General features: G+C 69.7%; 19 protein-coding genes and 5 pseudogenes. 11 read left to right on the top strand and 13 right to left on the bottom strand.

Annotation, left to right across the window (positions count from 1 at the left end; translation table 11 throughout):
• Positions 1-317 precede the first annotated feature (317 nt).
• From ACIQFZ_RS21970 to ACIQFZ_RS21955, 4 genes and pseudogenes are all read right to left on the bottom strand, one after another.
• Positions 318-1,147, bottom strand: a pseudogene (locus tag ACIQFZ_RS21970) (IS5 family transposase).
• A 93-nt stretch (positions 1,148-1,240) separates the two neighbouring features.
• Positions 1,241-1,996, bottom strand: coding sequence for an SDR family NAD(P)-dependent oxidoreductase (locus ACIQFZ_RS21965; protein ID WP_383061298.1), 756 nt, complete (start codon positions 1,994-1,996; stop codon positions 1,241-1,243).
• A 527-nt stretch (positions 1,997-2,523) separates the two neighbouring features.
• The gene (locus ACIQFZ_RS21960) at positions 2,524-2,919 is read right to left on the bottom strand and encodes a GNAT family N-acetyltransferase (RefSeq protein ID WP_402691949.1); all 396 of its coding nucleotides are present in this window, start codon (positions 2,917-2,919) and stop codon (positions 2,524-2,526) included.
• 115 nt (positions 2,920-3,034) lie between these two features.
• Positions 3,035-3,631 (bottom strand): helix-turn-helix domain-containing protein, encoded by a 597-nt coding sequence (locus tag ACIQFZ_RS21955; RefSeq protein WP_376651643.1) that lies wholly within the window; start codon positions 3,629-3,631, stop codon positions 3,035-3,037.
• Positions 3,632-3,789: 158 nt separating this feature from the next.
• Between ACIQFZ_RS21955 and ACIQFZ_RS21950 the strand changes: the two genes are divergently transcribed.
• Complete coding sequence (locus ACIQFZ_RS21950; RefSeq protein ID WP_383061301.1) at positions 3,790-4,779, top strand: alpha/beta fold hydrolase; 990 nt, start codon at positions 3,790-3,792, stop codon at positions 4,777-4,779.
• A gap of 679 nt (positions 4,780-5,458) precedes the next feature.
• Positions 5,459-6,301: a hypothetical protein gene (locus ACIQFZ_RS21945; RefSeq protein ID WP_402691948.1), complete on the top strand. Its 843-nt coding sequence runs from the start codon at positions 5,459-5,461 to the stop codon at positions 6,299-6,301.
• Positions 6,302-6,318: 17 nt separating this feature from the next.
• Here the strand turns inward: ACIQFZ_RS21945 and ACIQFZ_RS21940 are convergent.
• Positions 6,319-6,531: pseudogene (locus tag ACIQFZ_RS21940) on the bottom strand (AI-2E family transporter); the annotation flags it as partial.
• Positions 6,532-7,007: 476 nt separating this feature from the next.
• Between ACIQFZ_RS21940 and ACIQFZ_RS21935 the strand changes: the two are divergent.
• From ACIQFZ_RS21935 to ACIQFZ_RS21920, 4 genes are all read left to right on the top strand, one after another.
• Positions 7,008-7,652: a hypothetical protein gene (locus ACIQFZ_RS21935; RefSeq protein WP_402691947.1), complete on the top strand. Its 645-nt coding sequence runs from the start codon at positions 7,008-7,010 to the stop codon at positions 7,650-7,652.
• Between the two features lie 102 nt (positions 7,653-7,754).
• Entirely contained in the window at positions 7,755-8,603 is an 849-nt protein-coding gene (locus ACIQFZ_RS21930; RefSeq protein ID WP_402691946.1) for an NmrA family NAD(P)-binding protein, read from the top strand.
• Positions 8,604-8,723: 120 nt separating this feature from the next.
• A complete protein-coding gene (locus ACIQFZ_RS21925) occupies positions 8,724-8,897 on the top strand; it encodes a hypothetical protein (protein WP_402691945.1) in 174 nt (57 codons plus the stop codon).
• A gap of 516 nt (positions 8,898-9,413) precedes the next feature.
• Positions 9,414-10,370 (top strand): AraC family transcriptional regulator, encoded by a 957-nt coding sequence (locus ACIQFZ_RS21920; RefSeq protein WP_402691963.1) that lies wholly within the window; start codon positions 9,414-9,416, stop codon positions 10,368-10,370.
• Between the two features lie 208 nt (positions 10,371-10,578).
• On the opposite strand, the pseudogene ACIQFZ_RS21915 reads toward ACIQFZ_RS21920, so the two are convergent.
• Positions 10,579-10,725: pseudogene (locus ACIQFZ_RS21915) on the bottom strand (alpha-glucosidase/alpha-galactosidase); the annotation flags it as partial.
• A 203-nt stretch (positions 10,726-10,928) separates the two neighbouring features.
• Here ACIQFZ_RS21915 and sufC point away from each other — a divergent pair.
• On the top strand, positions 10,929-11,693 hold the full coding sequence (gene sufC / locus ACIQFZ_RS21910; protein WP_365426141.1) for a Fe-S cluster assembly ATPase SufC: 765 nt from the start codon (positions 10,929-10,931) through the stop codon (positions 11,691-11,693).
• A gap of 219 nt (positions 11,694-11,912) precedes the next feature.
• Here sufC and ACIQFZ_RS21905 read toward each other — a convergent pair.
• Positions 11,913-12,128: pseudogene (locus ACIQFZ_RS21905) on the bottom strand (TetR family transcriptional regulator C-terminal domain-containing protein); the annotation flags it as partial.
• Positions 12,129-12,339: 211 nt separating this feature from the next.
• Between ACIQFZ_RS21905 and ctaD the strand changes: the two are divergent.
• Positions 12,340-14,022 carry a cytochrome c oxidase subunit I gene (gene ctaD / locus ACIQFZ_RS21900; protein ID WP_402691944.1) on the top strand — a complete coding sequence of 561 codons (1,683 nt, stop codon included), beginning with the start codon at positions 12,340-12,342 and terminating at the stop codon, positions 14,020-14,022.
• A 38-nt stretch (positions 14,023-14,060) separates the two neighbouring features.
• Positions 14,061-14,414, top strand: coding sequence for a hypothetical protein (locus ACIQFZ_RS21895; RefSeq protein WP_402691943.1), 354 nt, complete (start codon positions 14,061-14,063; stop codon positions 14,412-14,414).
• Between the two features lie 18 nt (positions 14,415-14,432).
• On the opposite strand, the gene ACIQFZ_RS21890 is transcribed toward ACIQFZ_RS21895, so the two are convergent.
• From ACIQFZ_RS21890 to ACIQFZ_RS21880, 3 genes are all read right to left on the bottom strand, one after another.
• Positions 14,433-14,975: a MarR family transcriptional regulator gene (locus tag ACIQFZ_RS21890; RefSeq protein ID WP_365777582.1), complete on the bottom strand. Its 543-nt coding sequence runs from the start codon at positions 14,973-14,975 to the stop codon at positions 14,433-14,435.
• A gap of 366 nt (positions 14,976-15,341) precedes the next feature.
• Positions 15,342-17,033: an FUSC family protein gene (locus ACIQFZ_RS21885; RefSeq protein WP_402691942.1), complete on the bottom strand. Its 1,692-nt coding sequence runs from the start codon at positions 17,031-17,033 to the stop codon at positions 15,342-15,344.
• 186 nt (positions 17,034-17,219) lie between these two features.
• Positions 17,220-17,423 carry an SDR family NAD(P)-dependent oxidoreductase gene (locus tag ACIQFZ_RS21880; protein ID WP_383061311.1) on the bottom strand — a complete coding sequence of 68 codons (204 nt, stop codon included), beginning with the start codon at positions 17,421-17,423 and terminating at the stop codon, positions 17,220-17,222.
• Between the two features lie 120 nt (positions 17,424-17,543).
• Here ACIQFZ_RS21880 and ACIQFZ_RS21875 point away from each other — a divergent pair, with 120 nt between their 5' ends.
• A complete protein-coding gene (locus tag ACIQFZ_RS21875; RefSeq protein WP_365426121.1) occupies positions 17,544-18,236 on the top strand; it encodes an HdeD family acid-resistance protein in 693 nt (230 codons plus the stop codon).
• Positions 18,237-18,903: 667 nt separating this feature from the next.
• Here the strand turns inward: ACIQFZ_RS21875 and ACIQFZ_RS21870 are convergent.
• The 3 genes and pseudogenes from ACIQFZ_RS21870 to ACIQFZ_RS21860 form a co-directional block, all read right to left on the bottom strand.
• Positions 18,904-19,155, bottom strand: a pseudogene (locus ACIQFZ_RS21870) (peptidylprolyl isomerase).
• 425 nt (positions 19,156-19,580) lie between these two features.
• A complete protein-coding gene (locus ACIQFZ_RS21865) occupies positions 19,581-21,545 on the bottom strand; it encodes an FAD-dependent oxidoreductase (RefSeq protein ID WP_402691941.1) in 1,965 nt (654 codons plus the stop codon).
• A 19-nt stretch (positions 21,546-21,564) separates the two neighbouring features.
• Entirely contained in the window at positions 21,565-22,143 is a 579-nt protein-coding gene (locus ACIQFZ_RS21860; protein WP_365777578.1) for a TetR/AcrR family transcriptional regulator, read from the bottom strand.
• A gap of 163 nt (positions 22,144-22,306) precedes the next feature.
• On the opposite strand from ACIQFZ_RS21860, the gene ACIQFZ_RS21855 reads away from it, so the two are divergent.
• Complete coding sequence (locus ACIQFZ_RS21855) at positions 22,307-23,224, top strand: class I SAM-dependent methyltransferase (protein ID WP_383061315.1); 918 nt, start codon at positions 22,307-22,309, stop codon at positions 23,222-23,224.
• The last annotated feature ends 133 nt before the right edge of the window (positions 23,225-23,357 follow it).

Here is a 23,357-nt window from a genome sequence, read left to right as displayed (position 1 = left end):
GCCGTACTCAGTAGCACCTTCACCTCACCAGATAAAGCGACGTCTTGGAGAATCCGACGTCACGGGCGAGGCAGTGCGCGCAGTTGCGCTCGCGGAACCAGCACAGCACCAGCACCGCCTGACGGACCTGCCTCAGCGCGCGTGACGTCTTTCGGTGTGCCGATCCGGCGGCGGTGGGCGGCCAGCAGCCAGGCACGGTACTCCACGACATGGCTCGGGTCACCAAGCCTGGCAACATAGGTGACCAACGTGAAGCCTCTGGTTGCTACGGACATGATCTTGTGGTGAGACCTGCCCTAGGGAGTGTCGTCAAAGGGCTACGCCCACATGAGAAGTGAGGCGAGGGCGACGGCTGCCTGGTAGCACTCGGCGGTCTTGTCGTAGCGAGTTGCGATGCCTCGCCATTGCTTCAGCCTGTTGAAGCAGCGTTCGACGACGTTACGGCGTTTGTAGATCTGCTTGTCGAAGGCGGGCGGGCGCCCGCCGGAGCGGCCGCGTCGAAGGCGGTTGGCGATCTGGTCCGCTCGTTCGGGAATCGTGTGGGCGATGTTGTGCCGCCGAAGCCAGGCGCGGATCGCCTTCGAGCTGTAGCCCTTGTCGCCGATGACATGGGCGGGTCGGGTCCGGGGCCGTCCCGGACCCGACCGGGGCACCCGGATGGCGCCCATCACAGCGGTGAACCGCGTGCAGTCGTTGACGTTGCCGCCGGTCAGGACCAGGCCGAGCGGGCGGCCGAGTCCGTCGACCGCCAGGTGGAGCTTGCTGGTCAGCCCGCCGCGCGAGCGGCCGAGAGCCTGGTCGCGGAGCCCCCCTTTCGGGCTCCGGAAGCATGCTGGTGGGCTCGGACAATGGTGGAGTCGACCGAGGCGACCCAGTCGATGTCGCCGGCTGCGTCCGCCTTCGCCTGCGCGGCTTGCAGCATCCGCTCGAGGGTGCCGTCCTTGGCCCACCGGCGGAACCGGGTGTGCAGGGTGGCCCAGGACCCGTACCGCTCGGGCACGTCCCGCCAGGCAACCCCGGTGCGGAACTTCCACACGATGCCGTTCAGGACCATACGGTCGTCCAACCGGGGACGGCCTGTCGCAGCCGTGGGCAGCAAAGGCCGCAGCAGGTCCCACTCGGCATCGGACAACTCCTGGCGACGTATCACCCAGCCATGATCCACTGCCCAAGATCACGGGTCGATGCCGTGACGGACTGAGCGCCAAGGACTACCTGGCCTGCGTCGGACCGTGCGGGCTCAGACTGCGAAGCCACCGTCCACCGCCAGCTCCGCGCCTGTGACGTATCGGGCGCTCTCGCCGACCAGGTACGAGACGGCGTCCGCGACCTCCACCGCCGTGCCGTAGCGGCCGAGCGCAGTGAAGCCGCGCTGGAAGTCGGCGGAATCGCCGTCGCCCGGGTTCATGTCGGTGTCGATCGGGCCCGGGTGGACCAGATTGACGGTGACCCCATGCGGGCCGAGCTCCCGGGCCATGCCCTTGGTGAAGCCGATCAGAGCGGCCTTGCTGGTCGCGTAGAGCGTGCTTCCGGGGAAGGCCACGCGCTGTGCGATGCAGCTGCCGATGCTCACGATCCGTCCGCCCTCGACCATGTACTGCAGCGCCGCCTGGGCATAGAGGTAGGGCGCGCGAACGTTCACCGCCAGCACCCGGTCGATCTGGTCGCATGTCACCGCCTCGATCGGTCCGACGGCGCCGACACCCGCATTGTTCACCAGGATGTCCAGCCGCGTGAACCGCTCGGCGACCGCCGCCACCGCGCCGCACACCGCCTCCGGGTCTGCGCTGTCCGCGCGGACGGCCCAGCCGCTCCGCCCCATCGCGGTGATCTTGGCGACCACCTCCTCGGCCAACTCGGCCGAGCCCTGGTAGGTCAGCGCCACGTCTGCGCCGTCCTCGGCCAGCCGCAGCGCGACCGCCGCCCCGATCCCCCGGCTGCCGCCGGTCACCAGCGCCACCTTGCCGTCGAGCGCCGTCGCACCGTTCATCGTCATCTCCGTAGAACTCCTTGTTCCGGTCTTGGACACGCTCAATCCAAGACCGGAACGCCCTGCGGGTCCGGCGGTATTCAGACGTCACGTTCAATCTTCAACGACGACTCCGTACACCCCGGAAGTACGAACCGACCCTGGCTGCCCGGTGCAGTTCGGTCCGCCCGCCGGATCGGCAGCCACGTGGACCAAGGGGCAGCTCGGCCGGCGGACCGCCGCCGTCCAGCACCGCGCGCCGAGCTAGTGCCCCAACAGGCAACGTTCGCCCCGTCGCGACGCCCGGCACGCACTCTCGCCGCACCGGCCGAAAGCCCAAGTACGTCCAGTACGAGGACTTCCGGCCGGCACACCGAGAGCACGCACCGGACGCCGCTCCTTGACGGGCAAACGTTGCCTGCCGGGGCACTAGTCAACGTCGGTCAGCTCGGCCTCCGCGGGTAGGTCCCGGCCGGACGGCGCGAGTTTGAAGACGGGCCCTAGCAGGGGCTTCGCGGCTGTTCATAGCTGGGGCGCAATGCGGCGGGGTCGGCTCAGAGTGCGATGAGACCCGCGGCCGTCGGCTGGAATCCGCAGGCGTCGAAGTAGAACGGTTGCAGATCGTCCTCGAAGTCGACGTGCAGCCATTCGCACTTGGCTGTACGGGCTTGTCGGGCGGCCTCGGCGACAAGCCCGGTTCCGATCCCCGAGTGGCGGTAGCTTGCCGCGACCACGGTGTCCAGGATGAATGCGTGGACGCCGCCGTCCCACGCGACATTCACGAAACCGACGAGGTCACCTTTATGGCGTGCACAGACCCAACCCAGGCTGTGGCGATGGACCTGGCCCAGCCAATCGACGTTCGAAGCCTGATGGTTGAAGCCCGCTGCATGCAGCGCATTGACCGCTGTGTTGTCGAAGTCGCCCCGCCACTCATAGGTGATCGTCATGGTGCGAGCGTAGACCGCCCTCCCTGCCGCTTTCCTCCCTCGTCGCAGGACCACGAATGATCACCGTTGAGAAAACCTCAGTCAGATCCCCTCGCGCCGGACGCTGTGCTCCGCACTACCGGGCCCCGCGGCCGGGGGCTGGAGGGGTGCGCGGTCGTAGGCGCTCTCCTTGCGGCCCGAACATGATCAGGTATTCGACCGGTCCGCCGGGTCCGGCGTTCGCGACTCCGTGAGCGGTGCGGGTGTCGAACTCGGCGACGTCCCCGGCGCTCAGGACGAGGTCCTGCTCGCCGAGCGCCAGCCACAGCCGCCCGTACAGGACGCACAGCCATTCGTACCCGTCGTGGGAGACCTGCCGCGGCCGCGCCGGTGGCGCGTCGACGGCGGGCAGGACGTGCTTGTGGGCGTGCAGGCCCCCCACGTACCGGGTCAGCGGCAGCACCGCCTTGTCGTCGCCGGGACGCTGCGGCATCGGGGTGCGCGGTCCGGCCGCGGCGACGGGTGCGGTGCCGGCCAGCTCGTCCAGGGACATGTCGTACGCCTTCGCGAGCTGCAGCAGCACCTCCAGGGTCGGCTTGCGCCGGCCGGTCTCGATCCGCGACAGCGTGCTCAGCGAGATGCCGGTCGCGCGGCTGACGCCGGTGAGTGTGGCGCCGCGCTGCTCGCGCGCGGTCCGAAGCCGGGGGCCCATGGCCGCCAGCGTGTCGGCCATGCCGTCGTCCGTCACCGTCGCCCCGCTCCCTCCGGCCGTGCCGCCTCCACCGCCCTGTCCTGCAAGTTTGCCAGGATGGCAAGGGTACTCGCGTCGGGCGGCCGCCGCGCCGCATGATCGGTGGGTAACCGCGGCCGCCCGTGAACCAAGGAGAAGCCATGCACCAGCCCGCGCCGTCCGCCGACCTGCGCCACCTCACCATCGAGGCACCCGCCGGGCGCCTGCACCTGGTCGAGCAGGGCACCGGACCGCTGGTCCTGCTCGTCCACGGCTTCCCCGAGTCCTGGTACTCCTGGCGCCGCCAGCTCCCGGCCCTCGCGGCGGCGGGGTACCGGGCCGTGGCGCTCGACGTGCGCGGCTACGGCCGCTCCTCCAAGCCGGCCGCGACGGACGCCTACCGGATGCTCGACCTGGTGGAGGACAACGTCGCCCTGGTGCGCGCCCTGGGCGAGGAGAGGGCGGTGGTCGTCGGGCACGACTGGGGCTCCAACATCGCAGCGGCCTCCGCCCTGCTCCACCCCGAGGTCTTCCGCGCCGTCGGACTGCTGAGCGTCCCCTACGCGCCGCCCGGCGGCCCCCGCCCCACCGACGTCTTCGCGCAGATGGGCGGCGACCAGGAGTTCTACGTCTCGTACTTCCAGGAGCCCGGCCGAGCCGAAGCGGAGATGGAGCCCGACGTCCGAAGCTGGCTCGCCGGCTTCTACGCGGCCCTGTCCGCCGACACCATGCCCGCCCAGAGCGAGCCCGACCCGCACTTTGTGGCCCGCACCGGCGGCCGGCTGCGCGACCGCTTCCCCGGCGGCAAACAGCCCGCCTGGCTGACCGAGGACGACCTCGACGTGTACGCCGGGGAGTTCGAGCGCACCGGCATGACCGGGGCCCTCAACCGCTACCGCAACATGGACCGCGATTGGGAGGACCTCGCCCAGTACGGCGGCGCCCCGATCAAGCAGCCGTCCCTGTTCATCGGCGGCGCCCTGGACGCCTCCACGACCTGGATGGCCGACGCGATCGACGCCTACCCAGCCACCCTGCCCGGCCTGGCCTCCACCCACATCCTGGACGGCTGCGGGCACTGGATCCAGCAGGAGCGCCCCGAGGAGGTCAACCGCCTGCTGACCGCCTGGCTCGCCTCCCTCCAGGGCTGAATCGCCGGACATGCCGGCCGGGCTCCGTCGCAGGAGAACCCCGGCCGGCACAGCCAAGGGCAGCGCCCGAACCTCACGCCCCCTCAGCGCCGCGCGTCCCCGGCGCGAGCAGGCCGGTCACCTCGACGATGGCCTCCACCGACGGCTCGCCTCTCTGCGGGATGTGGCCCGCCAACGGCATCTGACGATTCGCGGGCAGGCGTGTTGGGCACGGTGCGGATGCAGGCAGCCGAACTGTTCGAGTAGAAAATCAAGCCGCTGGAGGTGGCACGGCGCCTGCGGGTGAGCCGGACGTCGGCCTACCAGTGGCACCAGCTTTGACGCGATGCCGGTGCGCAGGCTCTGGCCTCACGCGGTGCGAGTGGATCGCGGTGCCGTCTGTCCCGCGCTGTCTGGAGAAGCCGGCCGCGTATCTGGAGCAGGGTCCGGCCGCGCACGACTGGGTGGAGGACCAGGTGTGGACCGCGGCGAGGGTCAACCAGCAACCTCGGCGGATTCCTCGCCGGGACGGGCCTCGCTCTCGAAAGACCGGACCGACTCCAATAACCTTCGATGTCACCGGACAGCACACTGACAACGCCGGTTTCCGGCCGCACCGCGCGCCTGCTTCCCGGGACGTACGGCGGGAGTCTCCGCCCGTACGACGACCGCGGCGCCCGTCGCGTCGAAGCTGACTCCCATGGATCACCACGGAACCCACACCCCCGCCGTCATCGCCTCGGCGCGGTCGGCCAGCACCGCCACCCGCTTGCGCCCCGGCAGCCGGACGAACGCCCTGTGGCACGCCGCCCGGCCCCGCGAACGCCTCTGCTACGCGACCGGCGCCGTCCTCGCGTTGTCCGGCCTGGCGCACCTGGTGGTGTTCGCCGTCGACGACGGCCCCTGGGACGGCCCCGTCTCCTGGCGCAAGCCCGTCACGTTCGGGCTCTCCTTCGGGCTGACGCTGATCGCGGTCACCTGGGTGACGTCATACCTGCGCATCGGTGCGCGGGCCCGCGCCGTCCTGCTCGTCGTGTTCGCCGCGGACTGCGTCGTGGAGGTCGCCGGGATCACCCTCCAAGCGTGGCGCCATGTGCCCTCGCACCTCAACACCGAGACGCCGTTCGACACCATGGTCGCGATGACGCTCGCCGCGGGCGGCGGTGTGCTGGTCGTCGTGCTGTCGGTGTTCGCCGCCGCCGCGTTCCGGCACCGGCCAGGCGGCCCCCTGGGCATGGCGCTCGCACTGCGCTCCGGGTTCGCGATCCTGATCGTCGCGCTGCTGTCGGGCGCCGCGATGATCGCGCGCGGAGTCGTGCTGTCCCGCACCGGACACCAGCAGGCGGCGTACCACTCCACGGCGCCTCTCAAGCCGCTGCACGGGGTGAGCCTGCACGCCGTGCTGGTGCTGCCCGCAGTCGCCTGGCTGCTGTCCCGCACGTCATGGAGCGATGCCGCAAAGCAGCGGATCATCTACGTCGCCGTCGGCGGCTACACGGCCGCCGTGCTCAGCGCCGGGGTCTGGGCAACACTCACCCGTTGAGTCCCGGCAAGCCCCCCTCATGCGGAGAACAGCCGCCGCAGACGGGCAGTGAGGCTGCCCGAACCGTGTGTCCGTGGCCCGTGGACCCGGGGGTTGTCCGTGACGTCGTACCGCTTCACACGCACCCCCAGGGAGGCCTGCAGCGTCGCCACCGCGGGGATGGAGATCAGCGCGCCGACTGCGCCGAGGAGGGCGGTGCCCGCGACGAGCAACCCGATGGCAACCGCGGGAGTGCTCAAGGCACAACATCCCACCAGCGGTTCGCAACCCCGGCGGGCCGCATGGCCCTCGGTATTCGGCAGAGCTGGAACGCTCGCGACGTTGGAGCTGAGCACTTCGGACAGGGCCCCGTCCACCGCGCTCCTCGGGTCCAGCGAGGCCGCGGCCGCGAAGGAAAGCCCTGGCCGCGGCGACCGGCGCCGCGGACCTGCTCGCCCGCCTGTCCGACCGATGGCAGGGCACCCTGGTGGTGGGACAGCCAGCCAAGGAGACGCTCGGCGAGGTTCGGCTCGGCGAGGACCCGGCCGAGCCTCCCTGCCCCGAGCATCTGAAGGGGGTGTCTTAGGTTCGAATCCTGCCAGGGGCACAAGCGCAAATTCTTCGGCACCCCGCAACCTGGGGCATCGACCAGGCTCTGACTGTCACCTCCCCGCCCGCCGGTTCGGACCAGCCCCTGGGCGGAGAGCTGGGTGGTCATACTGTGCGCATGAATTCCGGGGTACTCGAAGCGATCCTCTACTGCCTGCAGTTCAGCCCGGAGCTGGGCGATGAGGAAGTCGAACGCATCAGTCGCATGATCCTGGAGCAGCCCTTCCACGACCTCACCACAGAAGAGCAGTACGCTGGAATCGAGGCGGCACTCGCCGCGGCAGCCTGGGAGAACGACCTGTCCTGGCAGCCGCATGACGAGCCGTCGGTCCGAAACTTCCTACGGCGCCTGCTGGAACGTCTGCACGCGCTGCGGCCATGGCAGGAGCCGCCGTTCCGCAACCTTGGGCTTGGCCGCTGGGAGGAGTTCAGGCACGGGGCACTGCTGGCCCACGTACGGCTGTACTCCCCGGCGCAGGACCAGATGCACGCGCGCCTGCGCACCGTGCCCGGCGACGAGCACCGGCTGCGGGGACTGGTGCTGCGTCTGCGGTCCGGGGACGAAGTCGCCCTGGTGGCACCGCCCCTGCCGAACGGAGACGATGCGGTGCTGGTGGCGGTGCCACCGCACCGGCCCGCGCAGAAGGTTAACGAGGCGTTCCTAACCCATACGGGGTATCCACGGGGGCGGGTGTCCCCGGCGGGCCGGCGACGGTGGGGAAGGCGGAGCGGTGGAACGCTGCCTCCGGGGCTGCGGGGCTGAACTCGACCGGGTGCGAGAAGTACGGCTGAGGTAGACGTTCGCGTACAGAGATGAGCTTCGCGGCCATGGTTCCTCTCAGCGGTCAGGGAGTTGACTGAGAGCATGACGAACACACTGAACGACTCCACGACTTCCGCGATGACGGACAGCATGATCCTGGTGATCGGCGGCACGGGCAAGACCGGGCGCCGGGTGGCTGAGCGGCTCACCGCACAAGGGCTTCCGGTGCGGGTCGGGTCCAGGTCCGGCGAGCCCCCCTTCGTGTGGGAGGACCCCGGCACCTGGGAGGCCGCCCTCGACGGGGTCCTCGCCGTCTACGTCACCTACTACCCCGACCTCGCCTTCCCGGGCGCCGCCGAGACCGTCGGCGCCTTCGCCCGGACCGCGGTCGCCAAGGGTGCCCGGCGCCTGGTCCTGCTCTCCGGGCGCGGCGAGGAAGGGGCCCGCATCAGCGAGGACAAGCTCAAGGAGTCCGGAGCCGACTGGACAGTCGTCAGGGCCAGTTGGTTCGCGCAGAACTTCAGCGAGAGCTTCTTCCACGAACCGGTCCTCGCCGGCGAGCTCGCCCTGCCGACCGGGGACGCGGTGGAGGCATTCGTCGACGCCGACGATATCGCCGACGTCGCCGTGGCGGCCCTCACCGACGACCGGCACATCGGCAGGACCTACGAGCTGTCCGGCCCGCGTCTGCTGAGCTTCCACGACATCGCCACGGAGCTGAGCAAGGCGACCGGCCGGCAGATCACGTACATCCCGGTCACGGTCGACGAGTACCGCAAGGCCCTCGAGGACAACGGGCTTCCCGTCGAGTTCGCCGACCTGTTCGAGCTGATCCTCGACGGCCGCAACAGTCACCTCGTCCATGGCGTCGAGGAGGCCCTCGGCCGCAAGCCCAAGGACTTCGCCGACTTCGCCCGGGACGCCGCCGCCACCGGCGTCTGGAACACCTGAGGAACCGAGGACCTGGCACACCTGACGCACCCGGCGACCGCGGCCCGACGCGGCGCCGCGTGCGCTGTCAGCCGCCCGCCTTGTCGCCCCGCCAGGGGACGAGGAGCCCGCTTCGAAGCGATGTCGAGTGAGCGTCTACAGACGCTGCCCCACCACTTCCACGGATTCGCACGTATGCACATCGCCATGCGCCGCAACGCCCGCAGGCTGGCCGGCGGGGCGCCCTTCGTGACGGCCGAGCAGATGGTCCCGGTCAGCACCTGGTGGCACCGGCTGCGTGAGGTGATCGACTGACACCACCACAGCGATGACGAGGTGCCGTGGCCCGAACTGCACCGTGCGATACCGGGGTTCGCCGAGGCCGCGCGCACCCTCGGCGACGACCACGGGCGACTGGATGACGCCATGGACCGCGTCGACGAGGCCTTCGTATACGGTGCCCCGGCCGTCCTGATCCCCGCCGCCGACGCGTTCGGCACCATCCTGTGCCATCACCTTGCGGACCAGGAGCAACTGGCCTTCCCCGCCTTCGCGGAACTTGGCCCGCAGGCCTGTCTGTCCGTCGAACGCAGACTGCTGCGCACCGCGCCGCCGAAGGTCCTCACCCACCTGCCGCCGTGGATGCTCGACGAGGCGGACCTGACGACCGCAGGCCGGTTGGAGGCCACCATGCCGCCGCCCGTACGTGGCTCTGGCCTGCCTCGGCCGGGTCCTGGCACTCTGGGCCCACACCTGAGTCGGCGTCTGCTCCCGGCTGTTCCCCGTCTCGGAGAGCAGGCGTCCCGTACCCCCAACTCCCGGAGGACGACATTGGACGCGATCACCGGCCTTCTCGAGGGGCCCAGGGCACGCGGCGCCTTCCTGCTGAAGTCCGTGTTCAACCCGCCGTGGGCGCTGCGGGTCGAGGACCGGGCGCCGATCTCGGTGGTGACGATGGTGCATGGCGAAGCCTGGGTCAGGCCCGACCGCGCCGAGCCAGTCCGGCTGTGCCCCGGCGACGTGGCGGTGATGCGCGGGCCCGACCCGTACGTCGTCTCCGACGCGCTCGACACGGCAGTGCGGATCACCGTCGGTCCCGATCAGCGGTGCAACACCCCTGCCGGGGAGGACGTCACGGAGACGATGGCCCTCGGCATGCGCACCTGGGGAGACGCGCTGGGCGAGGGTTCGGCGGTGATGCTCTCCGGCACCTACCTGGCGCCCAGCGAGATCGGCCGGCGCCTGCTGAGCACGCTGCCCGCCGTTGTCGTACGCCCCGCCGGAGAGGGCAACGACCCGCTGATCGGACTGCTCGCCGAGGAGATGGCCCGCGACGAGCCGGGCCAGGAACTCGTCCTGGACCGACTGCTGGACCTGCTCCTGGTCAACGTACTACGCGGCTGGCTGGCCGATCCCGACTCCAGGGCACCGGCCTGGTACCGGGCCCAGAGCGATCCGGTCGTGGGTCCCGCGCTGCGGCTGCTGCACGACAACCCCGCCCATTCGTGGACGGTCGAGTCGATCGCCCGCAAGGTCGGCGTCTCCCGGGCTCAGCTCGCCCGCCGCTTCACCGCTGTCGTCGGGGAGCCGCCGATGGCCTACCTCGCCGACTGGCGGCTCACCCTGGCCGCGGACCTGCTGCGCGAACCGGACACCACGGTGGCCATGGTGGCCCGCCAGGTCGGCTACAGCAGCGGCTTCGCCCTGAGCTCCGCCTTCAAACGAGTCCGCGGCCTCAGCCCCCAGGAATACCGAGCCCAGGCAGCGACAGGCACGGCGGGGGCCTGAGCCTGAGGTTCAACCGTCCGGCGTAGCCTCGCGCCGCCGCAGGCTCCCCCTGAAGATCCTGTCCAGGACTGATCCAGCCGCGCCATGCATCCGACGTCGCCTGCCTGGGCTCGCCATGAGCGCGCGTCGGCGTCCCACCCACCATCGTCTCGACCAGAGCGAGGACGCACCGATGACAGCCAATCCGTACCAGCAGGAGTACGGCCGGCTCGTCCAGCTTCGGGTAGAGGTTCTGCCCCTGGTGCTCGAAGCGCAGCACCCACGCCTGGTGGTTGTCGCCGGCCGCGCGGTAGCTGATCTCCTCGTAGGGGACCTTGACCAGGTCGGCGAGGTCGCGCATCGTCCAGTAGCCCGAGCCACCACAGGCCGGCGCGCGGCCGCAGAGGGCCTCGCCCAGCCCTTGTCGTAGACACGAGCCTCTGCGGGCATCACCTGAATGTGGCGGGCGGGCCAGCCGCGCTGTACCGGACAGCCGCGGCTGCGCCACGCTGGATGGGCGGGCTGCGCTGCGCCCGTGCCGTTCCATTCGGTGAACAAGGTGAGGCAGGTGAGGCGCCCATGGCCACCCTCGACATCCGCGACCTGCACTGTTCGGTCCGCACCGACGCCGGGCCTCGCGAGATCCTTCATGGGGTCGACCTGGCCGTACGCCAGGGCGAGACCCACGCCATCATGGGCCCCAACGGCTCCGGCAAGACCACCCTCGCCTACGCGCTCGCCGGGCACCCGAAATACCTGGTCACCTCCGGCAGCGTCACCCTGGACGGCGAGGACGTGCTCGCGATGAAGGTCGACGAGCGGGCGCGGGCCGGGATCTTCCTCGCCATGCAGTACCCCGTCGAGGTTCCCGGCGTATCGATGTCCAACTTCCTGCGCACCGCCGCCACCGCTGTCCGCGGCGAGGCCCCCAGGCTGCGCACCTGGCTCAAGGAGGTGCGCGAGGCGATGGAACGCCTCCAGATCGATCCCGCCTTCGCCGAGCGCAACGTCAACGAGGGCTTCTCCGGAGGGGAGAAGAAACGCCACGAGATCCTCCAACTCGAACTGCTCAAGCCGAAGATCGCGATCCTGGACGAGACCGACTCCGGTCTGGACGTCGACGCGCTGCGCATCGTCGCCGAGGGCGTCAACCGCGTCCGCGTCACGGGACAGGTCGCGACCCTGCTGATCACGCACTACACGCGCATCCTGCGCTACGTCCACCCCGACCACGTCCACGTCTTCGCCGACGGTCGCATCGTCGACTCCGGCGGCCCCGAACTCGCCGATCGGCTGGAGGACGAAGGCTACGAGGCCTACGTGAAGGGCACGGCACGAGGCTGAACAACACAATCCACCCCGTGCCCCCCGGCGACGGCCCAGCCTTGGGAGCGTTCTCACGGAAGTCCTGCCCGTCTCGGCCGCCCGGCGCACGGGAAGTGGGTCTGCGTACCAGCAGGTCCACCCATACGCACGACGCCCCAGGAGCTGGGGCTTTCGCGCGAGTTCCGTCTCGATGAGACGGTTCAGATGTCGGCGGGCGTCCTGCGTCGTCAGCGGGGGCGTCTGCCGCAGGTGCTGCAGGGCCAGGCCGTCGGCGAGGGCGACGAAGCGGACCATGACGCCGTCGAGGTCGTCGCAGGTGAACTCGCCCTCGGCGACGCCCCGTTCGATCAGGTGGCGGATCTGGTGGTGCCAGGCCTCGTAGCGCTGGGCCTGGCCGCGGGCGAAGGTCTCGTCCGCGCCCTGCTCCCCCGCGTTCCAGTAGTCGAACCACATGCGCCAGTGCCGGTCGGTGTCCTCGGCCAGCCTGAACTGCAGGGGCGATAACCGGAGGGCGTGACCGACCTCGAGCACCTCGCGATCCGTCACGCCCGCGACGACGGGGCACCCCCAGTTTATTTCTCTCGCGAGCGAGATATCTTGGGAGAGGCCGGGCCGATGTGTAAGCACCGCACGCCCGGAGGTCTCGCACGTATGGAGGATTGCCGTGGCCCTGCCCGCTCTGTCACCGCCCGACTCGTCCCGACATCGCCGGCCAGGCCGGGCCGTCGTCGGCTGGCTGACGACTACCGACCACAAGCGGATCGGCACCCTCTACCTGGTCACCTCGTTCGCGTTCTTCTGCTTCGGTGGCCTGTTGGCACTGCTGATGCGCGCCGAGTTGGCCCGTCCGGGCACACAGTTGATCTCCAACGAGCAGTTCCACCAGGCCTTCACCATGCACGGCACCGTGATGCTGTTCATGTTCGCCACGCCCATCTTCTCCGGCTTCGCGAACTGGATCATGCCGCTGCAGATCGGCGCGCCCGACGTGGCGTTCCCGAGGCTCAATATGCTTGCCTACTGGCTGTACCTGTTCGGCTCGCTGATCGCGGTGGGCGGCTTCCTTACGCCGCAGGGCGCCGCCGACTTCGGATGGTTCGCCTACAGCCCGCTGTCCGACACGATCCACTCACCGGGTGTCGGCAGTGACATGTGGATCATGGGTCTGGCCATGCAGGGCTTCGGCACCATCCTCGGCTCGGTCAACTTCATCACCACGATCGTCTGCATGCGCGCCCCGGGCATGACCATGTTCCGCATGCCGATCTTCACGTGGAACGTACTGCTCACCAGCGTCCTGGTGCTGCTCGCCTTCCCCGTACTTGCCGCCGCGCTCTTCGCGCTCGAATTCGACCGGAAGTTCGGCGCCCAGATCTTCGCTCCCTCCAATGGCGGGGCGCTGCTGTGGCAGCACCTCTTCTGGTTCTTCGGCCACCCGGAGGTGTACATCCTGGCGCTGCCCTTCTTCGGCATCGTGTCCGAGGTGGTCCCCGTCTTCTCCCGTAAGCCGATCTTCGGCTACATGGGGCTGATCGGCGCGACCATCGCGATCGCGGGTCTGTCGGTGACGGTGTGGGCACATCACATGTATGCGACAGGTGGTGTGCTGCTCCCGTTCTTCTCCTTCATGACCTTCCTGATCGCGATTCCGACTGGTGTGAAGTTCTTCAACTGGATCGGCACCATGTGGAAGGGGTCCCTGAGCTTCGAGACGCCGATGCTGTGGTCCATGGGCTTCATGGTCACCTTCCTGTTCGGTGGTCTGACCGGTGTGATCCTGGCCTCGCCGCCGCTGGACTTCCACGTCACGGACTCGTACTTCGTGGTGGCGCACTTCCACTACGTCGTCTTCGGCACCGTGGTGTTCGCGATGTTCGCCGGCTTCCACTTCTGGTGGCCGAAGTTCACCGGCAAGATGCTCGACGAACGTCTCGGCAAAATCACGTTCTGGACCCTGTTCATCGGCTTCCACGGCACCTTCCTGGTCCAGCACTGGCTGGGCGCCGAAGGCATGCCACGCCGGTACGCCGACTACCTGGCGGCCGACGGCTTCACCGCCCTGAACACGGTGTCGACGATCTTCTCCTTCCTGCTCGGTCTGTCGATCCTGCCGTTCTTCTACAACGTCTGGAAGACCGCCAGGCACGGCCAGGAGATCACCGTCAACGATCCGTGGGGCTGGGGCCGTTCGCTGGAGTGGGCGACTTCCTGTCCCCCGCCGCGGCACAACTTCGAAAAGCTGCCGCGCATACGGAACGAGTCACCCGCCTTCGGCCCCTCCCACCCCGAGATCGCCTTCAGCGACGACATCGAGGAGGAGCGGGCGACAGCCACCGGTCGGCGCTGAGCAGGCCGGTCCCCCCTTCGAACATTCAGGAGCCGTCCATGGACGCCAGCCATGAAGCCGCCCTCGGCCTGCACCAGATCGAGGGCTACCTCTACCAGGAGGCCAACCGCCGTGAGGCGCACCGCAAGGCACGGGACTTCGTCTGGGACCTGCCCGGCCTCACCACGGACCAACGCCTCATGATCGAGGAGGCGTACGCCCGCGCTCAGGTGGAGAACGCCCACCAGGTCACCCACCACATCGCAGAACGCATACAGCAGATCGAGACCCGCTACGCGGCACGCCACCGCCGCTTCGCACGGGAGGCGGCCATCGCCATGGCCGTTGTCACCCTCGGGCTGATCGGGCTCTGCATCGCGGTGATCCTCGGCTCGGCGGCGGGAGCCGCCTGACGTCACCCAGCCGGTCCCTCAACCGGCGTCCGCCTCCAGGAACACCAGGATCTTGCGCAGGGCGTCCGCCACCCCCGCGCGTTCCTTGGGCTCCAGAACGGAGAGCACGTCCCGTTCCAGAGTGAAGTGCCGTTCCACCGCGCGGTCGAAACTCGCCCGGCCCTCCTCCGACAGACGGACCAGAGTGCTTCTGCCGTCGACGGGGGAGGGACCGCGCTCGATCCAGCCTTCCCGCTCCAGCCGGTTGAGCCTGCCCGTGAGGCCGGCAGAGGACACAATCAGCGCCTGACGCAGCTGCCCGGGCGTCAGCGCGTAGGGAGGGCCGCCGCGGCGCAGCGCCTGCAGCAGATCGAAGTCCCCGACATTGGCAATGGGCATGCCGCCCTGGCGGCGCAGCCCCGACGCGAACAGGTCTTCCAGCAGCCGAGCCGCACGCAGCAGGCGAGCGATGACCTCGCTGGACGACACGTCCAGTTCCGGCCACTCACTGCGCCACTCGGCCAGCATCGCGTCCACGCTGTCGCTGTCGCCGCCGGCTTCGATCTCCTCGTCCTCACCCATCGCGGGCACAGCCTATCGGCAGCACCACCGAGCACGGTCTTCACCGGGGCAGTGCCCCCTTTCCGTTGGCCCTGGGAGGCGCACCCTGCAGAACGCCAAGACCGAAACGGTTCGAATCGCCCCGCTCACCTGCGAACAGACCAGGGCGGCGCACCTGCCCGCAGTGGAGCGGGTCAGCTGTCCGGGGCTGTCTGCACCAAGGACTCGTACAAGGTCACCAGCTCGGTGGACAGGAAGGACGGCACCTCTCCGAGAGGTGCCGGTGCGGTCCCTGTGCGGATCGCGCCGACAAGGGCGGCGAGCGCTCGGTGCAGCTGCTCGTCGCCGTGGGCACTGAACAGCGAGCGGGAAACCCCGCGTGCCGCCTCACTGCCGCTGCCGACCTGCTCCAGCGTCCAGCGCGGAGAGCACCCGGTAGGCCAGCCGCTGGGTGGCGACCACTGTGGGCCACATCAGCTCCGCGTCACTGCGCCGGACGACCGAGGAGTTGACGCTCGCATCGTAGGCCTGGAGTACGCCAATGGCCTGCAGCTGAAGATCGCGTCGGGCCGCCCAGGCACCCGGGGTGGTGACTGCGCTCTCGGCCAGATGGTCCGATACGGCGCCGACTGCTTCCAGGGTGCGATTGATCGCTGCCGGGATGCGTGTCGCCGCCCCGGCCCGCCTCGTCACCAGGAACACCGCGAGTGCCACGGCGCAGCCGATTGCGGTGTCGACCCCGCGGGCGAGCAGCAGTCCGCCGAGCCCAGGAACGCGCTGTCCGCCACTCACGATGGTCAGCGCGACGGTGGTGATGAAGATGACGGCCAGGGCGTAGTTGCGCACCACGAACATCTCGATGGAGAACTGCAGCAGCACGACGGTCAGCGCAAGCCACAGCCCGGTGGGATGCGCCGTGAGCACGCCCAGCGCGAGAATCAGCCCGACCCAGGTGCCGACCAGACGCTCCAGGCCGCGCTGCATGGTGCGGACCCAGTCGAAGCCTTGGTGCAGCATCAGCACTGCGGCTGCTATGGCCCAGTAGGCGTGGTCCAGACTCAGGGCGGCGCCGATCATTCCAGCCACCAGGGCCGCAGCGCCAACCCGCAGAGTGACGAGGAGCGGTCCTGACCCGGCCGTGACCGCTTGCCGCACCAGGCCGAGCGGCCCGGGGCCGCCGAGCGGGATCTCCTCCTCGCGGGCCACGGCACCAGGCGAGGACGGGTGCTGGGCCTGAGCGGCAAGTCGTCGGGCATGGTCGGGTACGGCGGGGTCCATGGGTGCGTCGCGGGCCGCGGCCCGCATGGCGTCGGCGAAGATCAGATGCAGTTCGCGGTTGAGTTGGCGCAGCCTGGACAACGTGCTGTCAGGGGTGATGCGGATCGGCTGGTAGCTGACCAGGGCCGCCCATGACTCGTGCATCGCCAGGGCGGCCCAGTGCCGGGCGGTGTCCTGCCGGGGTGTGCCCACCGCCTCGGCGAACCGCGCCACCGCATCACCGGCTGCCGCGACCGCGGACTTCTCCGGACCCCGCGGCCACAGCAGCGCGCCGGACATATGGACCAGCCAGGCGAAGCCACCGCCCGCAAGCACCAGCAGGCCGGTGTGCCACGGGCCCAGGTGCCCCGCATGCATCGCGGTGCCGGCGGCACAGGCGAGGGCGACCATGTAGGCCCCGGGCGGACCGACGGCCAGGGCATTGCACAGCAGGGTTGCCACCATCGCGATGAGGGCGACCACGAGCACGCCGACCCACACGACAGCGGCAGCCCAAATGCCCATCCCGACCGCGAACGCCAGGGACGCCGCAATGAGCGCGAGCCTGCCCGCGCGATAGAGATAGGGCAGGGCACTGCCGTACAACGCGGTGAAGCCACCGATCGTCGCCATGAGACCGGCCGCGGTGTCGCCGGCGGCCCAGCCGATCACGACCGGCACGCCCATGCACAGCCCCGCGCGTGCCGCGAACGGCCACCGCCGCCTCGCGTCACGCAGCGCGAACAGGGGGCGGATCCCGATCGGGCCGGGCCCCGGCGCGGGCGGGATCGGCGCCAGTGACGCTGCCGGTCCTTGCGGCATGTTTCCAGAGCAGCACGGACAGCGTCCCGACGCTCGCCCTGCGCCCCGGGGCATTGCCTCCTCCGCGAGAGCCACCGTCCCAGCTCGGCTGCCGCTCATAGCGCCAAGGCTGCCGGGCCGCGCGCAAGTGGCCGTAGCGGCCACCGACTGAGGACATGATGATGACGACGCCGGTGTCGGACTTCTTCAGGACAGGGTGCAAAGCCTGGTGATGTTGAAGGTGCCGGTGAGGTTGACGGCCAATACCTTCTCCCACTGATCAGGATCCATCTCCGCCACTGGTGCGGTGGGACCGGAGATCCCCGCATTGTTGACCAGGACGTCAATGCCGCCGAGGGTGCGCACCGCGGCCTCGACTGCCGTGCCGGTGAGCAGGGTCAGCCAGCTCACTCCGGGAGTACCGCATGCGCCACGAACCCCTGCCGTCTCCACTGAGCGGCATGAGGCCGACCGGGTGACGATGGACGTGTACTGACGTGACCACGCTGCTCACAGGAGGAGGTAGGTGTCATGACATCTCCTTCCGATTCCACATCTCCTTCCGAGTCGCCGGGCCCCGTTCCCACGCGCGGCACCGAGCGACAAGAGCCCCTGGCCGCAGGCATGGCTGCCCTGGCGAACATGGGCTGGCAGATCCTGCTCACCATGGGCCTTGCCAGCATCGCCCTGGGCGTCGTCGCCTTGGTCTGGCCGGGCGCGACGCTGCGGGTCGCTGGCGTGCTCTTCGGCATCTATTTGCTGGTCACCGGTGTCTTCCAGCTGGCCGGCGCCTTCGGCACGCACGTGCCCCGGCATCTTCGCGTACTGCACTTCATCACCGGTGCGGTCTCCATCCTGCTGGGGCTGATCTCCTTCCGGGGCACCCTGGAGTCGATTCTGCTGCTCGCCCTGTGGATCGGCTTCAGCTGGCTGCTGCGCGGCACCACTGAGACAGCTGCGGCGGCCTCCGCTCAGGAGATGCCGGCGCGCGGCTGGCACGTGGCCTTCGGCATCATCGGAGCGCTGGCGGGTGTCGTGATGATCATCATGCCGTTCGCCTCGATCGCGACACTGACCCTGGTCGTGGGCGTCATGGCCATAGTTCTGGGCCTGACCGAGATAGTCCGCGCCATCAGGACGCGCATCGAGATCGGCCATCTCGCTGCTGGCACGGCCACTCAGCGGCGGCCCCTGTTCCACGCCCGTCCGCACCCCCAGCACTGACCGACGGAGCCGAACCGGACGGCTGCCGCGTGAGCGGCGGGCGACGGTGCCAACGCTTCCCGATTCTCGATCCGCCCAGAGCCTCAAACGGGCTGGAGGCCCTGGGGGCTGCCGGGCCGTGCTCGACTGCCTCCGGGCCATGAGTCCGGCGGACGAGAGCTGAGCAACCGAACCAAGCCGGCCGCCACCGTTTCGAGTCCGCGGCGAACGTGCGGCCATCTCAGTCCGGCAGTTGGGGCATGGCTCGTGTCCGCCCTCGTCGTTGACCACGCTCCCCCAGCCCCGGCACTCCTCACAGCCGCGGGCGCGGACCGGATCGGCCTGGGGATGCGTGGCGCCCGCGGCCCGCGACGAGGGCAGCGGCGGCCTTCCGGGGTGAGGCCGACGACGCCCGCCACGACCGAGTCGGCACGGCCTACCCGTGGCCAACGCGTTCGTCGACTGGGACACCCACGACATCACCTACAGCAGCGCCGGCCACCTGCCGCCGGCCCTGCTGCGGAGTCACGGCACCGCCGAGTTCCCGGCCCACCATTGCGGAGCCGACGCCGAAACCCTCGCCGTGCCCTACTGGCCAACCCTGGTGGCCGGCTCCCCGTCGGGACAATCTCCCGGCCACGGACACGGTCCACGCGGCGGGGCAGCGCCAACCGCGGCACTTCGCCGGTCAGCGGGTCTCGATGACGACCTTCTCGATGACCACGTCCTGGACCGGGCGGTCGTTGCGGGGGGGTGGTCTCCGTCGTGGCGATGGTGTCGACGACGCGCCGGCCGGCCTCGTCGGCAACCTCGCCGAAGATGGTGTGCTTGCCGGTGAGCCAGGTGGTCGCCCGACGGTGATGAAGAACTGGGAGCCCTTGGCGAGCTCCACGAAGATCCGGACGGTCTTGGGCGCGTGATTCGGTAGCAGCCGGACCATGATGTCGCCCCTAATAGGTGACGCCGCCGGTCGGCTCGGGCGGCATGGCACGCAGCCGCATCGAGGCCGTCCTCACCGTCCGCCCCCTGGAACGAGTTCAGGTCTACAGGCCCACCCGCTCTCGGTCGACGATCCCACAAGCGCCCACCACGGCACCGACCGCATGGCAGGCTGCACCCACGCGGTCGGCGACAGCATCCTCGGAGACCACCTGCGCTCCGGCACACACGTCACCTGCATCGGCGGACGACCAGACGCACCCCATTGGCACGCGCGTGGTGCGCCTCGACGCCATGCCGGCTGGACACGCTCACGCCCGGGCAAACGACCACCAGGTGACGTTCTCCGAACGCTTGGATCCCCGCTACCGCAGCCTTCAAACGGCGCGGTAGGCGGGAATCGCCCTGTTCACGGAGACGAGGGCGTCAGAGTTCGGCCGCCGCTGTCAGGCCCTCCAGGACCGCTTCCTCCACGGTGCGGGGGGTGACGCAGTCCCCGGCGGTAAAGACACGGTCGGCCGGGACGCCGAGGGCGACGGGGTCGAGGTCGTTGACCGGGTCGTGACCCTGTGCGAGGACGGTGCCCGCCACCCCTTCGAGCAGCACCGGCTCCTCGGTGAGGGTGTGCTGGAGGTACACGGTGTCGCTGTCGGCGCCGTAGAGCCGCACGTTGGGCACGATCTCGATCCGTGCCCGTGCCGCCTGAGCCAACATGGCGGCACGTACGTACTGCTGCAGGTGCTCGCCGGCCGCGAAGCCCGTGACGCACAGCGTCACCTTCCTTCGTTGGCTTGCGAGTTGGAGAGCGACGCCCAGGCCGATCCAGTCGCCGCGCCAGTCCGCCACCACGATCCGTCCGCGCGGCACCTCGCCGCCACGGATCACCGACCACGCATCGAGCGCCACGGGATCGTCGATCAGCTCCAGCCGTGGGCGGCGGGGGCGCGCGCCGGTCGCGAGCACCACGGCGTCCGGCGCCGCGGCGGCAAGGGCTGGGCCGTCCATCCGTGAGCCCACGAGGATGCGAGCTCCCGCACGTCGAGCCTCGCCCTCGAGATTGGTGACAGCGCCGCCGAACTCGGCGCGGCCGGGCAGCAGTTGCGCGAGAAGCACCTGGCCGCCCACGCGTCGTCCCGCCTCGTGCAGCTCCACCTCGTGGCCCCGCGCTGCAGCCACGGCCGCGGCCTTCAGGCCGGCGGGTCCGCCGCCGACCACCAGCACCTTCTTGCGCCGTGTGATCGTCGGCAGTACTCCGAAGCGGCGCTCCCGGCCGGTCTCCGGGTGCTGGATGCAGGAGATCGGGTAGCCGAGCTGGAAGTGGCCGATGCAGGCCTGGTTGCAGCCGATGCAGGCGCGGATCTCCTCGGCGCGGTCGTCCGCGGCCTTGGCCGGCAGGTCCGGATCGCAGATCAGGGCCCTGGTCATCGCGCACACGTCCGCCTGACCGCCTGCGACGATCTGCTCTGCTTCCTGCGGCTGGTTGATCCGCCCGGCCACCATCACGGGGACGCCGACGACGGCGCGCACCTTGGCGGCGAGCGGCGCGGTGTAACCGGCGGGCTGGAACATGGGCGGGGCGATGTGCTGGGCCCCGGACAAGCTGGACGAGCTACCCGCACACACCGAGACATAGTCGACGAGTCCCTCGGTGTCGAGCTCGGCGACGGACTGAAGCACCAGCTCGCTACTGAGGCCGTCATGGCTCAGCTCGTCGCCGGAAATGCGCAGGCCGACCACGAAGTCGTCTCCTGCCTCCTTCCGGGCGCTGCGCAGCGCCGCGCGCAGGAACCGTATACGGCCCTGCCGGTCGCCGCCCCAGCCGTCGTTGCGGACGTTCACCTCAGGGTTGAGGAACTGCGCCGGCAGGTAGCCGTGGCTGGCGACGATCTCTACGCCGTCGAGCCCGGCCTGGCGCAATCGGCGGGCTGCCTGGCCGTAACCGTCGAGGACTTCGCGGATCTCGGCCTCGGTCATGGCGCGCGGCATGACGTGAAAACGCTCGCTCGGCGTTGCGGAGGGCGCCCAGGCGACCGGTGCGCTGCCGTCCCTGGACTCCAGGATCTCCCGGCCGGGATGGAAGAGCTGGCCGAAGACTTTCGCTCCGTGCCGGTGCACCGCCTGCGCGAGCCTGGCATAGCCGGGGACACAGTCGTCGTCGGTGGCCATAAGCACGTGGGTGGTGTAGCGGGCAGACTCGTGCACGCCCGAGACCTGGAGCACGATCAGGCCCACGCCGCCTTTCGCGCGGGCTTCGTGGTAGGCGATCAGTTCCTCGGTGACCTCGCCGTCCCTGACCAGGACCGTGTCGTGGCCCGAGGACAGGATCCGGTTGCGTACTGTCAACTTGCCTATCTGCAGCGGGCTGAACAGGTGCGGGAACCGCACTCCCATGGAATGTCCTCTCCGAAACCTAGGCGCGTACGCCGAGCAGGACGCGCGCGGTGCCGAGCATCATCTCGGCGTAACGTTCGGCGCTGAGCCCGGATCCGGACGCCACTGCCATTTCGCAGCCGTCGACCAGGGCCACCAGCGACCCGATGGCGAGGTCGGCCGGGACGGCGGGGTCGAACTCCTTATTCCGCAGGCCTTGGTGGACGATCTCGCGAATCAGCGCCTGCCACTCGGCATGGACCCGGTGCACGCCCTCGCGCAGCTCCTCGCGGCGGGAGGCGCTCGCGCAGAACTCGGTCCAGGTGGCGCAGCGCCGGTTCAGTGTGGGATCGGTGGTGAGTGCCGTGACGAGCAGTTCGAAGCGGCGCCAGGCACTGATCGCGTCCGCGGCCGCGGCCCGCCAGCGTTCGATCAGATCGTCGATCGACCAGGCGAAGGCCTCACGGAAGAGGGTGTCACGGGTCTCGAAGTAGTGCTGCAGCGCGCCGATGGACACACCGGAGGTCGTGGCGACGTCGCGCAACCGGCCTGCGTCAAAGCCCCGTTCAGCCAGTACCTCGGCGGCCGCGCGCAGGATGCGCTCCCTCTGCTCGTCCATTGCCGCTCCCGTTGCTCAAGCTGTCGCCGTCCCGCCTTGGGCGTTCATTAATAACGTATTATTGCCATTCTGAACAGACAACGTGGCTTGGCCGGCCAAGACGGCCCCGACTGGCTTCTCGCTGAGGTCGGGGCAGGGCGGGGGTGGTGTTGAATATGGCCCCATGAGCGAGAGCGGGCGTGCGGCGAGCCGGACGGCGGTACTGGTCTGCCAAGGGCGGGCGGCCGCGGATGGGAGGGCTGCCACAGGCCAGTTCGCGGATCCGGTGGCGGTGGAGCTGCTGCGCGTCGCGGAACGTACGCCCGTGGACCAGGTACGCGCGAACACTCCGCCGAAGGGCTGGCAGGAGCGCACCGTGTACGAGAGTGTGCGGGCGTGCGCCGAGGTGGTCGTGCCGCGGACGGTCGGGATCGACAGGGCACTGCGCGACCGCGTGACCGGCCAGCTCGTGATCCTCGGCGCCGGCCTGGACACTCGGGCGTGGCGGCTGCCTGTGCTCGCGCAGACAGATGTGTGGGAGGTCGACCATCCGGCCTCCCAGCAAGACAAGCGCGCCCGCCTCGCCGAGGCCGCGCCAGCGCTCCGAGGACCGGACGAGGGCAATCTCCACGCCGCCGAGCTACCTGCCGTCGCGCGTTCCGTGCGGTTCACGCCGGTCGATTTCGCCGTCGACGATCTCGGTGCGGCGTTGGATGCCGCCGGGCACGACCCATCCGCGCCGACGACATGGCTGTGGGAGGGCGTCGTCCCGTACCTCACACGCGACGAGGTGCGCGCCACGGTGGCCGCACTCGCCGTCCGGACGGTCCCGGGAAGTGCACTCGTCGTCAACTACCAGGCGCCGTCGGCGAGGGCGGCCGCGGGACGGCTGCTGACACGCGTGCTCGGCAGTTCCGTCACATCGGGCGAGCCGTGGCGCTCGCTGTGGAGGCCGCAGCGGATGGCTGCACTGCTCGCGGAGTACGGCCTGAGGGTGGTGTCGGACGACAACCTCCTCGTCCTCGCACACACCCTCAGCAGCCCGGCACGCGGGCGGGCATCCTTGCAGTCAGGTCGCGTAGCCGTCGCAGAGAGCCACTGACGTAGTCCGGGTGCTCGTGCAGGTCCGGTGGGACAGTCCCACTGGCAGCCGGTCCGGCTCTGATGCATCTCCCGCCTCTCGTAAGCGCCTTGGTGGCCACTGAGGTTCTCTCAGTGAGCTTCCTTGACCATGT

This window comes from Streptomyces sp. NPDC093064, assembly GCF_044754605.1.
Classification (GTDB): Bacteria; Actinomycetota; Actinomycetes; order Streptomycetales; family Streptomycetaceae; genus Streptomyces.
The sequence above is the reverse complement of the archived record's forward strand: the minus strand, read 5'-3'. Positions and strand labels throughout refer to the sequence as shown.

Bases quoted from the DNA above. Each gene is read 5' to 3' on its own strand.
- ACIQFZ_RS21855 (WP_383061315.1), top strand. From the start codon at position 22,307: ATGAGCGAGAGCGGGCGTGCGGCGAGCCGGACGGCGGTACTGGTCTGC.
- ACIQFZ_RS21930 (WP_402691946.1), top strand. From the start codon at position 7,755: ATGACGAACACACTGAACGACTCCACGACTTCCGCGATGACGGACAGC.
- ACIQFZ_RS21865 (WP_402691941.1), bottom strand. From the start codon at position 21,545: ATGGGAGTGCGGTTCCCGCACCTGTTCAGCCCGCTGCAGATAGGCAAG.
- ACIQFZ_RS21935 (WP_402691947.1), top strand. From the start codon at position 7,008: ATGAATTCCGGGGTACTCGAAGCGATCCTCTACTGCCTGCAGTTCAGC.
- ACIQFZ_RS21955 (WP_376651643.1), bottom strand. From the start codon at position 3,631: ATGGCCGACACGCTGGCGGCCATGGGCCCCCGGCTTCGGACCGCGCGC.
- ACIQFZ_RS21875 (WP_365426121.1), top strand. From the start codon at position 17,544: ATGACATCTCCTTCCGATTCCACATCTCCTTCCGAGTCGCCGGGCCCC.
- ACIQFZ_RS21950 (WP_383061301.1), top strand. From the start codon at position 3,790: ATGCACCAGCCCGCGCCGTCCGCCGACCTGCGCCACCTCACCATCGAG.
- ACIQFZ_RS21945 (WP_402691948.1), top strand. From the start codon at position 5,459: ATGGATCACCACGGAACCCACACCCCCGCCGTCATCGCCTCGGCGCGG.
- ACIQFZ_RS21885 (WP_402691942.1), bottom strand. From the start codon at position 17,033: ATGCCGCAAGGACCGGCAGCGTCACTGGCGCCGATCCCGCCCGCGCCG.
- ACIQFZ_RS21890 (WP_365777582.1), bottom strand. From the start codon at position 14,975: ATGGGTGAGGACGAGGAGATCGAAGCCGGCGGCGACAGCGACAGCGTG.
- ACIQFZ_RS21925 (WP_402691945.1), top strand. From the start codon at position 8,724: ATGTCGAGTGAGCGTCTACAGACGCTGCCCCACCACTTCCACGGATTC.
- ACIQFZ_RS21965 (WP_383061298.1), bottom strand. From the start codon at position 1,996: ATGACGATGAACGGTGCGACGGCGCTCGACGGCAAGGTGGCGCTGGTG.
- sufC (WP_365426141.1), top strand. From the start codon at position 10,929: ATGGCCACCCTCGACATCCGCGACCTGCACTGTTCGGTCCGCACCGAC.
- ACIQFZ_RS21895 (WP_402691943.1), top strand. From the start codon at position 14,061: ATGGACGCCAGCCATGAAGCCGCCCTCGGCCTGCACCAGATCGAGGGC.
- ACIQFZ_RS21860 (WP_365777578.1), bottom strand. From the start codon at position 22,143: ATGGACGAGCAGAGGGAGCGCATCCTGCGCGCGGCCGCCGAGGTACTG.
- ACIQFZ_RS21960 (WP_402691949.1), bottom strand. From the start codon at position 2,919: ATGACGATCACCTATGAGTGGCGGGGCGACTTCGACAACACAGCGGTC.